Annotated in this window: 12 protein-coding genes; 3 read left to right on the top strand and 9 right to left on the bottom strand. The window is 45.8% G+C overall.

The window, feature by feature from the left end; genetic code table 11:
• Complete coding sequence (gene nhaD, locus FJD32_RS16435) at positions 1–1,248, bottom strand: sodium:proton antiporter NhaD (RefSeq protein ID WP_037427613.1); 1,248 nt, start codon at positions 1,246–1,248, stop codon at positions 1–3.
• A gap of 532 nt (positions 1,249–1,780) precedes the next feature.
• On the opposite strand from nhaD, the gene FJD32_RS16430 reads away from it, so the two are divergent.
• Positions 1,781–1,978 (top strand): hypothetical protein, encoded by a 198-nt coding sequence (locus FJD32_RS16430; RefSeq protein WP_037415478.1) that lies wholly within the window; start codon positions 1,781–1,783, stop codon positions 1,976–1,978.
• An 87-nt stretch (positions 1,979–2,065) separates the two neighbouring features.
• Here FJD32_RS16430 and hemL read toward each other — a convergent pair whose 3' ends face one another.
• The 3 genes from hemL to FJD32_RS16415 form a co-directional block, all read right to left on the bottom strand.
• Positions 2,066–3,358: a glutamate-1-semialdehyde 2,1-aminomutase gene (gene hemL, locus FJD32_RS16425; RefSeq protein WP_055646711.1), complete on the bottom strand. Its 1,293-nt coding sequence runs from the start codon at positions 3,356–3,358 to the stop codon at positions 2,066–2,068.
• 26 nt (positions 3,359–3,384) lie between these two features.
• Entirely contained in the window at positions 3,385–4,404 is a 1,020-nt protein-coding gene (locus tag FJD32_RS16420) for an aspartate carbamoyltransferase (RefSeq protein WP_037415482.1), read from the bottom strand.
• A gap of 210 nt (positions 4,405–4,614) precedes the next feature.
• Entirely contained in the window at positions 4,615–6,339 is a 1,725-nt protein-coding gene (locus FJD32_RS16415) for a chloride channel protein (protein ID WP_055646726.1), read from the bottom strand.
• A 74-nt stretch (positions 6,340–6,413) separates the two neighbouring features.
• Between FJD32_RS16415 and FJD32_RS16410 the strand changes: the two genes are divergently transcribed.
• The gene (locus FJD32_RS16410) at positions 6,414–7,220 is read left to right on the top strand and encodes a DUF6776 family protein (RefSeq protein WP_047537771.1); all 807 of its coding nucleotides are present in this window, start codon (positions 6,414–6,416) and stop codon (positions 7,218–7,220) included.
• The gene (gene erpA, locus FJD32_RS16405) at positions 7,213–7,563 is read left to right on the top strand and encodes an iron-sulfur cluster insertion protein ErpA (protein WP_011071517.1); all 351 of its coding nucleotides are present in this window, start codon (positions 7,213–7,215) and stop codon (positions 7,561–7,563) included. Before FJD32_RS16410 ends, erpA begins: the two co-directional genes overlap by 8 nt.
• A gap of 104 nt (positions 7,564–7,667) precedes the next feature.
• Here the strand turns inward: erpA and FJD32_RS16400 are convergent, their stop codons facing one another.
• From FJD32_RS16400 to FJD32_RS16380, 5 genes are all read right to left on the bottom strand, one after another.
• Positions 7,668–8,123 carry a hypothetical protein gene (locus FJD32_RS16400; RefSeq protein WP_037415501.1) on the bottom strand — a complete coding sequence of 152 codons (456 nt, stop codon included), beginning with the start codon at positions 8,121–8,123 and terminating at the stop codon, positions 7,668–7,670.
• 19 nt (positions 8,124–8,142) lie between these two features.
• Positions 8,143–8,523: a DUF2750 domain-containing protein gene (locus FJD32_RS16395; protein ID WP_037415505.1), complete on the bottom strand. Its 381-nt coding sequence runs from the start codon at positions 8,521–8,523 to the stop codon at positions 8,143–8,145.
• Between the two features lie 156 nt (positions 8,524–8,679).
• Entirely contained in the window at positions 8,680–9,375 is a 696-nt protein-coding gene (gene aqpZ / locus FJD32_RS16390; RefSeq protein WP_055646710.1) for an aquaporin Z, read from the bottom strand.
• 407 nt (positions 9,376–9,782) lie between these two features.
• A complete protein-coding gene (locus FJD32_RS16385; RefSeq protein WP_055646709.1) occupies positions 9,783–10,892 on the bottom strand; it encodes an anhydro-N-acetylmuramic acid kinase in 1,110 nt (369 codons plus the stop codon).
• A gap of 20 nt (positions 10,893–10,912) precedes the next feature.
• Positions 10,913–12,310 carry a peptidoglycan DD-metalloendopeptidase family protein gene (locus tag FJD32_RS16380; RefSeq protein WP_055646708.1) on the bottom strand — a complete coding sequence of 466 codons (1,398 nt, stop codon included), beginning with the start codon at positions 12,308–12,310 and terminating at the stop codon, positions 10,913–10,915.
• Between the last annotated feature and the right edge of the window lie 116 nt (positions 12,311–12,426).

Below are 12,426 nucleotides of genomic sequence, written 5' to 3'. Positions count from 1 at the left end.
TTAAGCAAAGAAGTTATATGCGAGGAATAAAGTTAAGCCATAGCCAACACAGTAGCATAGGAATAGTGCAGGTACATATTTCAAGTAGCTTACAAAAGTGAGCTCTTTTACTTTGCTCATGGCGACGATACCCGCAGCCGAACCAATCACTAACAATGAACCACCTACGCCCACACTGTAGGTTAAGCCTAACCATTCTGGAGTGTTGAGTACAGGTTCTGCTTTTAATAGGGCAGCAGTGAGTGGCACGTTATCGATAAGAGCTGAACCCATGCCTGTGACAAAGTTTGAGATATTTGGATTAAATAGGGCATAGGCCTCGGTCAGCATATCTAAGGTGCCGATTTCTTTAAGCATGCCAACTAGCAATAAAATCCCTAAGAAGAATAACAAAGTGTCATATTCAACTTGGCGGATATATTCAAGGATCTTGATTTCTTCTTTATCGCTGCGCGTTGTATGACCAATCAGGAACATGATGGACAGACCGGTTAAGAAGGTCAGTACTGGAGGGATGCCAAACAAAATGTTGAGTAACATGGTCATTAAAATCGTGCAGAAGAACACGAGGGCAATCAGTAGATCAACCGTTTGATAACTATGTTTAATTGGGGTTGTTGAGACGATACCTTCAGCTTTTAGCGAAAAGAGCGTTGCCAGTAAAACGACACTCACGGCTGATGGGATGAACAGCATTAACAGTTCGGAGATATGCACGTGACCCGCGAGGAAGATCATCAGCGTGGTGACGTCACCAGTGATCAATGCTACACCACCTGAGTTCACTGCGAAAATAATCAACACCGCCATTCTGCGACGCATCTGTTTATCGAGTTTGAAGGTGGTTAATAAGCCCAAAGAAACCAATGTAGCGGTGACGTTATCACAAAAGGCGGACAGAATTAGCGAGAATAATGCGACTTGTATCATCAATAACCGAACAGAAACCTTTTGTGGAAAGAGCTTCTGCACCATGATTTGAATCATACCTTTGGCGTTAAGATAGGCCACAAAGGTCATTGTCGACATTAAAAATAGCCACAAGGTGGCAATTTCAAGCAAGTTTTCATTGAGTTGATGAGCAACTAACTTCTCATGGCTAGGATCTCCAGCAGCCATGAATAGTGCTACCCATGAAATACAGCCAAAGAATAAGGTGGTTTTTGCTTTATTAAGGTGGGTTACTTCTTCAAAAATAATACTGAGCAATGCAAGCAGTGCCAGTATGATCAGAAAGGTATATAGCATAACTGCAATTCCAACTGCTGTTTTAATGTCGTGGCAGGCCAAAGGCGAGCTATTGAGTGGCATTATCAAGGCTTAATTAAGTTTGCCGTGTTAACGCGTGCGGATCAGAACATAATGGCGCGAATAACGCAACTGTTAGCTGTAACTCAGTTTTGCGTTGCTTTGTGATGTGTATCTCAGTTGTTTTGGTGTGTTTTTAGTTTTAAATACTGTCTTGTGGTTTTTTGTTGGTTTTTTATGTTGTTTATTTTGGGTTGGTTATTGAGTGTAAAGTAAGATCTACGATTAAAGTCTAAGCCGTTATTTTATCGATCCTGCAATTAATTTTTCTTTAGAGAGAAAATTCTGATTGAAAATTCAATGGTTCAAATTAGATGCTGGATTTGAGTTTATTACCGACAATTGTACGGAATGTGCTGAGTGAGTCACAGATATGGCCACGTCGAAATATTGACCGAACAGAAAGTGAGCGGTATCTTGTGCCTCTTTTATCGTTAGGACACTGGATGTTGTATTTTGAGGATGATGCAAAATGAACTTTGTACTCCGGAGTCTCTTACTCTTAGGCTCTTTGGTTTGGCTGATCTACAGTGGTAAACAATTACTTGCTTTGGGTATATTCCACAATCCTAGCTTAGTGATTGATCACATCACGTTAACTCTACAAGCCTTAGTCGCAGCGATTATCTTTAAGTCGGCCTTAGGTTCAAAAAAGTCCGATAGCTATTGATTGGGCTAAGATTTGCACAATATTACTTTCAAAAGCTAAGTAAGAAAAAGGGACGCTAATGCGTCCCTTGATATTTTAAGCGCTCGCTTACATTGCCGCTCTCATGCGAGCTAATACGCGATCAGCCGCTTCAAGCGTGAGGCGCAATTCTTCTTCGCCATGGGCCATCGATAGGAAGCCAGCTTCATAAGCACTCGGTGCTAAGTAAACGCCTTCATCTAACATGCCATGGTAGAAAGTGCGGAAGTGCTCAATATTGCACTTAGTCACTTGGTCGAAGCGAGTGATCTGCTCTTGCTCAGTAAAGAAGAAGCCGAACATGCCGCCAACATAGTTGATCGCCATTGGGATGCCGTGCTTATCCGCCGCCGCTTTAAAGCCTTCGGCGATGCGCTTGGTTTTAGCGCTCAGCGCTTCGTACAGACCTTCTTCACACAGAGCTTCCATTTGTGCTAGACCCGCTGACATCGCAATAGGGTTACCTGAAAGCGTGCCTGCTTGGTATACAGGGCCAGTTGGTGCGATAAACTGCATCACATCTTTACGGCCACCAAATGCACCTACAGGCATACCGCCACCGATGACTTTACCGAGTGTGGTTAAGTCTGGTGTAACGCCATAGTGACCTTGAGCGCCACTTCTTGATACACGGAAACCTGTCATCACTTCGTCGATAATCAGCAGCGCACCAAACTCATCACACAGGCTACGCAGACCTTCGAGGAAGCCTGGGATAGGTGGAATGCAGTTCATGTTGCCAGCAACGGGCTCGATGATGATGCAAGAAATCTCAGTTGGATATTGCTCGAACAGCGAACGAACAGAATCCAGATCGTTATACACAGCAGTTAAGGTGTGCTTTGCGAAATCTTCAGGAATACCAGGAGAGCTGGGTTGGCCTAAGGTTAATGCACCGGAACCTGCTTTCACTAATAGGCAATCGGCGTGGCCGTGGTAACAGCCTTCAAATTTTAAGATCTTGTCACGATTAGTAAAACCGCGCGCTAAGCGAATTGCACTCATGGTCGCTTCAGTACCTGAGCTCACCATACGGACTTGCTCGATAGAAGGTACCATGGCGATCACTTTCTCAGCCATTTGCACTTCAAGCTCAGTTGGCGCGCCAAAAGACAGACCATTATGTACCGCAGCCAATACGGCTTCACGGATCTTCGGATGGTTGTGGCCGAGGATCATCGGGCCCCAAGAGCCTACATAGTCGATATAAGCTTTACCATCGGCATCGTAAATATAAGCGCCATCAGCTTTTTCAATAAACAGGGGTGAGCCACCTACACCGTTAAATGCACGAACCGGAGAGTTAACACCGCCGGGGATGGTTTTTTTAGCCTGTTCAAATAGCGCTTCGGAACGGGTCATGTTAAGTCCTTAAAGTATGTAGCCGATTAGCGATCGGCTTTACGTGAATACCAATTAACGGGACACTCATATTTTTCGAGTTGTGTGTCAACCCCGAGTGTCAATGCAAACAGTGCCATACGAATTAACAGTCCATTGTCCGCCTGTCTGAAGATAGCGAGATTAGGATGGCTGTTTAAATCATTATCTAACTCATTAGCTTGCGCACGCGAATCCCGTGGCAGCGGGTGCATGATCACTGTGTTAGATTTGCAATGTTGGGTGTAAATACTGCGATTCAAACGGAATTTACCGCGGTATTTGTTTGCTTCTTCCTGGGATGGGAAGCGCTCTTCTTGAATGCGGGTCAGATAAAGAATATCTGCTTTATCTAAATGGCCTTCAAGCTGGTCTGTTATTTTGATGCTATGGCCAGCATTTTCAATGTCTGAGATCACATAATCAGGCATAGCTAATTCAGCTGGTGAAATCAGTGTGAAGCTGATGTTCTTATACATGCACAGCAAGCGCGACAATGAATGCACGGTGCGGCCAAACTTTAAATCACCGACCATAGCGATATGCATGCCATCGATACCTCGGCCAGCATGACCTAACTCTTTTTGAATGGTAAACAAATCGAGCAATGCTTGGGTTGGGTGCTCGTTCGAACCATCACCGCCATTGATTACGGGGACGCGGCTACCTTCGGCAAACTCTTTGACAGAGTATGAGTCAGGGTGGCGCATCGCAATCACATCGGAATAGGTTGAGAGTACGCGGGCGGTATCGTACAGGGATTCACCCTTAGATAAGGACGAAGAGGCCATACCAGTGGTTTCACGCACATGGCCGCCGAGTAAGTTAAAGGCACAGCCAAAACTGACGCGGGTACGGGTACTTGGCTCGAAAAACAGGTTACCTAAAATGGCGCCTTCGAGCACTTTTGTGCGCTTCTCACGAAGTGCATAGGGCATCATGCGGTGGGCGACATTAAAAATAGTTTGGATTGAATCAAGATCTAACTGGTTTACGGAGAGGATGTGGGATCCTTCGAACTGGTTCATCAGCCTGTTTTCCAATTGCTAGGGGGCGTTCAAGTGCAGATATTGCGCTCGTAGCCCTAATGTTATGTAGGGTGGCTGAGGCGCGATTGTAACAGATGCACCAAGGCAGCGAAATAGCACCCTTGCCTCTGTAATGTATTTTTACCGTGAAACAACAGGATTTTGTGAATCCAATCCACTCTTGGTTGACTGTTTAGTCTGTGATTTGGCTTAGACTTGGCCTGAGCGAATTTCTTGCTGTAGGTTCGACCAACTAATCACCCCTACCACGTTATCTGGCGTGTCTTGATAGATAAAGACTTCACCGCTGCGCTTGGGTGACAGTATTGAATAGACCTCATCTAAGGTTTTGGTATCACTTAGTCCCTGCATGGGATGACGTGAGAGGGTGATGTTGTCATCAAAGGATTGCATCTCAAGGCTGAGCATTTCTATTAGCCCATCGGCATTACGTACTAACACAGGGCGACCTTCGGCGCGTTTTAACACCTCGAGCAGCAGCTCGTCGTTGTTATTGACGATAACGAAGCGTTTATCCATCAAGGCTCGTACGCCTTTTTTCTGTAGCGCCAGATTCACGGGGGCCACTTTATAGCCTAAGCCCATAATTTCTAACTGTTTGAAGAAGATCGAGTTAGTTTTAAAACCTTGATAGGCAATCAAAAATGCGGGAGCTGTGACAAACATCGCGGGCAGAATAATACTGGCATCGTTGGTCATTTCGAGCAGCGCGACTAATGCAGCGAGCGGCGCACTTAGGCAAACGCCCATCATGGCAGTCATGCCTATCACTGTATAGAGGCCAACGTAAGGCGCAATCGAAGGGAATAACATCGCACTGACTAAGGCTAAGATGGCACCGATTAAGGCGCCGATGCCGTAGAGCGGGCCAATCAATCCGCCCGGGATCCCAAGCCCTATTGCCGCAATGGTGGCGATAATCTTTGCGGCAAGCAGGGCGATTAACAGCAATAAACTGGGATGCTCGCTAATGGCTTCACTGATCGCTAAATCTCCAGTGCCCAGCGCCTGCGGCAAGATTAAGCCAATCAGGGTGGTGATACCTCCCGCCAGCAAGAGCCGATAAATCAGTGGCCAGTTTTGCCCGGTGGCAGTGACTTTAAGGAGCGTGTAATTGAAGAAGGCGGCGGCGCAGCCTAGTGCAATACCGCCAAGGGCTAAAATCGGATAGTGATCCAATGGAATATGGATCACCTGAATACGATCAAACTCGTGCACATTACCAAACACCAGTTGGCTGGAAACCGCGCCGCAAATGGCGGATAGCATAATCGGGAAGAAGTAATGCACTTTGTACTCGCGCACGATCACTTCGAGTACAAAAATCACTGCTGCTAGCGGCGCGTTAAAGGTGGCGGCAATCCCTGCTGCAATGCCGCTGGCGCACATAATTCGCACACTATTGTCGGGAAGATTAAATTTTTCGGCTAGAACACTGGCACTTACGGCGCCAAGGTGAATGGCGGGGCCTTCACGGCCCACCGAAAAATTAGTCCCTAAGGCAAACAAGGCCTGAAAAAATTGCCCTGCGGCAGATTGCAGCGGAATTTTGCCATAGTGCAATTTAACCCTATGTAATACATAGGCAATCCCCATGCGCTTGTAACGTTTGGAGCCGAGTTTGGCGACAATCCAGATCAACAAGGCGCCAAAAAGTGGCAACAATGCTCGCCAGTCGGTGATGTTACCCGTAAAATCCTGCGTCTCGATTTGGGTGTAATGGTTTGCCCACAGGAGCAAGAGTCGAAACAACAGGATCACGCAGGAGGCGAAGATGGCGAATAACAAGGCCAGTAAGCACAGCTGCGCACTGATCTTGGCTTGAGATAAATGATCACGTAGCTCGTTAGTTAAGTACTTTTTAGCTGTGCTGATAGCGTCTTGAATCGCGGCTTTATTTATCGTTAATTGCACTGCATTGGCCTGAGTTGTATTGTATCGAACTCGTTCTTGAGTTGATTGTATTTTATATAAGGGGCTGTTACCTAATGCCAAATTATCATCGTTGGCTAGACCGGCTGCAAGTCATGGATTTAAAGTATCGTCCATCGACCAAGTATTTATTGCTATTAGTTTTTGTAGCATTTTTATTGGGCGCTTGGGTGAGCTTTATTGTATTAAACAGTGATGAAGCTGTCGTGAAGCACATTGGTGGGGGTAAATTACAACGTGTTACCGCTGAACTTGAGTTGCAAACCCAGGAACTCGCTACCCGCAATTTAGAGCTATCTGTCGAACGCGAAGCCAATGCGCAAATGCAAGATATGTTTGCACAGCAGATGAAAAAACAAAAAGAGCTAGAGCACGAATTAGCCTTTTATCGCAGTATTATGTCACCAGATGACAACGCTGAAGGTGTGGCTATCCATGGCCTAGAAATGACGCCTGGGGCCTTGGTTGATGAATATAATTTCAAACTGATTTTGACTCAGCTGCAAAAACGTAAGCAGGCGATTCAAGGCCGCACCGAAATCACGCTTATTGGTGTGCAAGATGGTAAATCTGTTGAGTTAAGTGTGAACAAACTCACGGGTTCTAAGCTTGAATTTGATTTTCGCTATTTTCAGGTCATAGATACCAAAGTTACTGTGCCAGCTGGCTTTAATGTGGTGCAAGTCAAAGTGAAAGTGGTGGTGCCTTCGAGCCGCTGGACTAAAAATTCGCAGACAGAACATGTCTATAGTGTCCCTGAATTATTACAGGGTGAAAAAGAACCGCGGGTAATACTTGAACAAAATAGTCAGGTAACGGATAATTTGCCCCAGAAAACTGATGTAAGAGGTAGTAATGACTGATCAAGCTGACGCAACAATGCCAATTAAATTTACCGATGCGGCAGCCGCTAAGGTAAAAGGCTTGTTGGAAGAAGAGCAAAATCCTGCACTTAAGCTACGCGTGTATGTTACTGGCGGTGGTTGTTCTGGATTTCAGTACGGCTTTACCTTTGATGAAAAGGTCAATGAAGGCGACTTCACTGTTGAGAAACAAGGCGTCCAATTGGTCGTCGATCCCATGAGCTTACAATACCTCGTTGGCGGTGAAGTGGATTACACTTCAGGTCTCGAAGGTTCGCGTTTCTTTGTGAAGAACCCTAATGCCACAACCACCTGTGGCTGTGGTGCAAGTTTCTCTGTATAAGCTTGTGTTACAAATGTAGTTAGCTGATATAGAAAATAAAAAAGCCGTCGACAAGACGGCTTTTTTATTGGTAATGATCTACTGAGCTGCGTTGGTATAGGCCGTTAGTTCATAATATTGAGGTTTAACTTGGGCTTAAACCAAGCTTTAACGTCCTTATCGAATGCGATCCAAACCTGCAATAAAGATAAGACAATCAACACAGTAAAAATCACATAGTCAGGTAGTTTCCCCTGCCACTGGCCAAGGTGCACTGTGGTTGGTCCTGCGACGAGGTTGTCAGGATCGTATAACAGTACTGGCAGCATACTTACTAATGCTAACTGCACTAAGGTATAACCTCTTAGCATAATTAGCCCAGCCTTTTGGCGACCTATAATCCCAAGCACCATCAATAGGGTTAACAGGCAGAAAAGTACCCCTTGTTTGGCGATTAAACCGCTTACCGATGCTGCGACATAAAGTAGCAGCAAAGCAATTAAGCGTTTAGGTAAACGGGCTTTTGCCAAGGGTGGCGTAGCCTGCGTTGCCAAAGAGGATTCTTGCTCGCTCAGCGACATTGTGGTTTGCCCTTGTGGATTAGTGGCTTTGTTTAGTGACTAAACGTTGATCTAATTCATAGGGTGGGATCACCACACCTAAGTCGTCCTGTACAGGGAATACGGCAACGAACAGATCGTCATCTTCCATGCCTGGTACCCATCGTTCATGCCATTCATCATAGGGAATCGCTAAGGTTTGGCAGTCGCTCCAATCATCGACTGCCCAAGATTCAGCCGCTTCTTCGGTTGGCCACATTGGGATACAGTCTTCATCTTCAGTGGTTAGCATTACGCAACCATCTTGATCTTGAAGCGTCCATAACACTTTATGTTGCTTGATTTGTTCAACAAGGTAGTCGTAACGCGCTTCTGGAGTCATGCCAGCGGCTTCTGCAAAGGTTTTAACAGTCTTGCTCATGAAAATATCTCTTATGCGTGAATAGGGCGAAGCCTGTCGTGCCACAAAAGTAAAAACGTGGGCACAGCAAAACTCACCAGTTGCCAAGATGGTAACATTAGAGCGGGGTTTGAAAAAGCACAACAGCGCAGCCAAAGCGCTGTTGGCATAGAGGGATTACTTGGCAGCGTTGAAATAACGGTAGATAACGCCCGCTAAAATGGCACCAATGATCGGAGCTGCCCAAAATAGCCATAATTGTGATGCGGCCCAATCACCAACAAATAGCGCTGGGCCAGTGCTGCGGGCAGGGTTTACTGAGGTGTTAGATACAGGAATACTGATGAGGTGGATTAGGGTTAAGCATAAACCAATAGCGATCGGGGCAAAGCCTTTAGGCGCTCGTTCATCGGTTGAGCCTAAAATGACGAGTAGAAAAAATAAGGTCATTACAATTTCGCAGATCATTACCGATATCATGCTATAGCCGCCTGGAGAATGTTCACCAAAGCCATTAGAAGCAAAACCTGCCGCGAGACTAAAACCTTCTTGCCCAGAGGCGATTGCGTACAACACGCCAGCACCGACAATACCGCCCGCAACTTGGGCAATGATATAAGGCAACAGTTCTGATGCAGGAAAACGTCCGCCAGCCCAGAGTCCAAATGATACCGCCGGGTTGAGGTGGCAACCTGAGATATGACCAATCGCGAAGGCCATAGTGAGAACGGTTAAGCCAAAGGCGAGTGACACTCCGAGTAAGCCTATCCCCACCTCAGGAAAAGCTGCGGCCAGTACTGCGCTGCCACAGCCGCCGAGCACCAGCCACAAAGTGCCCAAAAATTCTGCCGCCATTTTTTGTGACATATTCATTGATTGATTTCCTATTCAGTCGATTTATGTCGGTATGGCTTTTTGACGCCATTGCATAAACCATTGTTTATCTTGCTGGTTAAGTGTAGCTAGATAAATAACCATTCCCTTAATTGAAGTGTTATGTCTGCAGATTGTTCGGATCTCTATAGACCATCACAACCTGAGCTTTGCGTATTTACGGCTTAGTTAACAACCACTTTAGCAAGTTTGTATGACACAACTGTGATCAAGCATAGATGGGTTTTAAGTATTTAGATTAATATCAAAGACAAAGATAACTTTAATGTGAGGGGATATTGGTTGTTGGCAGTGTTTTTGAATTGGCTTTATTAAAAGTGATTTAGTCGATAGAAGAAGAGAATCATCAGGACACAAATACTCGAGAGCATTTGTGTCCATTAATGTTACTTAGCGCTAAAACGTCCACCCAAAACGGCTTCGCGGGAGGCGCCAGTGACGGCGGGCAGGTTGGCGGGCAAACCTAAATGGTGACGCATAGCAAGCCACGCAAAGGCGATGCCTTCGGCCCATTTAGGATCGACTCCGAGTGCTGAGGTGGTATCGATATGATAATTCGGCAGTAACTCTGCTAAACGCTGCATTAGCTCGCCATTGAAAGCGCCACCACCACAGACAAATAATTCCCCTGTTTGGGCGAGTTTAAGGATGTCGCGGGCAATACTGTGACAGGTTAAATCGAGCAGTGTCGATTGAATATCTTCTTCATCTAATTGATTAAACGCCGATAATTGCTGCTCTAACCAGGCCTGATTAAATAGTTCTCGCCCAGTACTCTTTGGATAAGCAAGGGAGAAATAAGGGTGCGACAACAATTGCGCGAGTAGCTGTTGATCGGTTTTACCCGATGCTGCCCAAGTACCATTTTTGTCATAGGGTTCATTCTTTACTTGCTGAATCCAGGCATCAATTAAGGTGTTGCCCGGCCCAGTATCAAAGCCTAAGACTTCATCGCTATTACCCGGCAGATAGGTGATATTGGCAATACCACCAATATTGAGGATGATGCGTTTTTTTCCGACTTGGGCAAAGGTTTGCTGGTGAAATGCGGGCACTAATGGCGCGCCTTGGCCGCCTAAGGCGATGTCTTTGCGGCGAAAATCGGCAATCACATCTATGCCCGTTTCGGTTGCTATGGTGTTGGGATCGCCAATCTGCAGGGTAAAGCCTACCTCAAGGTTTGGCATATGGCGCACAGTTTGGCCATGGCTACCAATGGCTATGATGTCTTCTTTTGCTATCAGGGCTTTGGCGAGCAAGTTATTGACTGCAAGAGCAAATAATTTGCCAACACTGCGGTCTAGGCGGCCAAGGCGGTTAATTTCATCATTGCCTGGCAGACACAGGCGTTGTAATCCTTTGAGCAAATGGCTCGGGATCGCCTCGGTATGCGTTGCAATCAGCTGCGGCTGTTCGCCCGCAAAGTCGACTAGCACAGCATCGACACCATCCATACTGGTGCCTGACATCAGTCCAATATAATAAGCCTTGTTCATTTGATGGAATCCATCCGTCGTTATTGCATCGCCAATTGGGTTTGCTTGTTCTGTGAAATGCTTGCCATCAACTGTTTGCTGATAGTATCGAATTGAGATTTTTCTTTACGGGCGATTGATTCGGCTTTGGGCAAATCCACTGTTCTTGGATTGCGGTGCACCCCATTGACGATAAATTCATAGTGTAGGTGAGCACCCGTGACGCGTCCTGTTTTGCCTAATGTGCCAATAATTTGCCCCTGCTTAACGCTAGCCCCTTTGCTGACATTACGCTTGGTCAAATGTAAATACTTGGTCGTGTAGGTATCGTTGTGCTTAATGAACACATAGTTACCATTAAATTGATTGTAGCCGGATTCGATAACTCGTCCATTGCCTGCCGCTTTAATGGGGGTGCCAATTGCGGCAACATAGTCAACACCACGATGAGCTTTAACTTGTCCTGTCACTGGATGCAGGCGTTTAGGATTAAAGTTTGAACTGACATATTTAAAGTCAACCGGTGAGCGTAAGAATGCCTTACGCATACTTGTGCCATTTTCGGAATAGTAGTTACCGTCGGTGTAGCGCACTGCAGTGTAGCGCTCATCTTGGTTAATAAACTCCGCAGCTAAGATATTGCCATTACGTAAAAACTCGCCTTCGGCATACTCTTGCTCATAGATAATGGCGAAGCTATCGCCCTCGCGTAAATCTAAGGCAAAGTCGATATCCCAACCAAATACGGTTGAGAGTTGCATAATTTGGTTAGCATTTAAGCCCGCATCTACGGCAGCGTTCCAGAAGTTACTCTTAATTTTCGCGCTGGTGAATTGAGTGCGAATTTCAATGTCTTTTTCGGTGATTTTTTCAAAATACCTGTCGTGATCTTTAGTGATCACTAAGGTTGATATCGCATCAACACGGTAGCGCACTTCGGTTAAATCACCATTGACGTCCTTAGAGATCACAATTTCTTCGCCGGGAATGATTTTTAATAGATTCTGCTTGGCGAGCGGTAACTGAGTGATTTCATATACATCTTTGCTGGTGAGTCCTGCTCGCTCAAAAACGGCGGCTAAAGTATCGCCATTCTTAACATTAAAATGCTCAACATCCCTATGGTGGGCGCTCTCTAGGGTTTCGGGGGCTGAATGATTACCCGCAGCTAACGCGTCTACTGAAGACAAGGCTGTGGCTTGATTTGCCTCATCCTGTGTTTGTCCTTCAATGCCTTCTGGACGCTCTGGTGAGCGAAAGGCTAAGGGCACATCGTAACGGGTGTTGACTTGATGATCTGCAATACCTTGAGTTTGTCTTGAAGCTTGGGCTTCTTCAGATGGAAAGAGCAAGGTTATCATTGTGATAACAGAAAGAATGCTGAGGAGAATTTGATGCTTTTTAGGCAACAATTTAAATAACGTTATAACCTTTCCCATTGACGCCGATACCGATAACCTAAGGCTTGAATAATCCCGTTAGTGTACACACTTTCAATTGTGGTGGCTAACAAGTAACATAAGTCTCCTCATTTTATGACTATGGCCTTAGGAGT

This window comes from Shewanella sp. LC6 (genome assembly GCF_006385735.2).
Lineage (GTDB): Bacteria > Pseudomonadota > Gammaproteobacteria > Enterobacterales > Shewanellaceae > Shewanella > Shewanella xiamenensis.
This window is presented reverse-complemented; position numbering and strand designations above follow the sequence as displayed.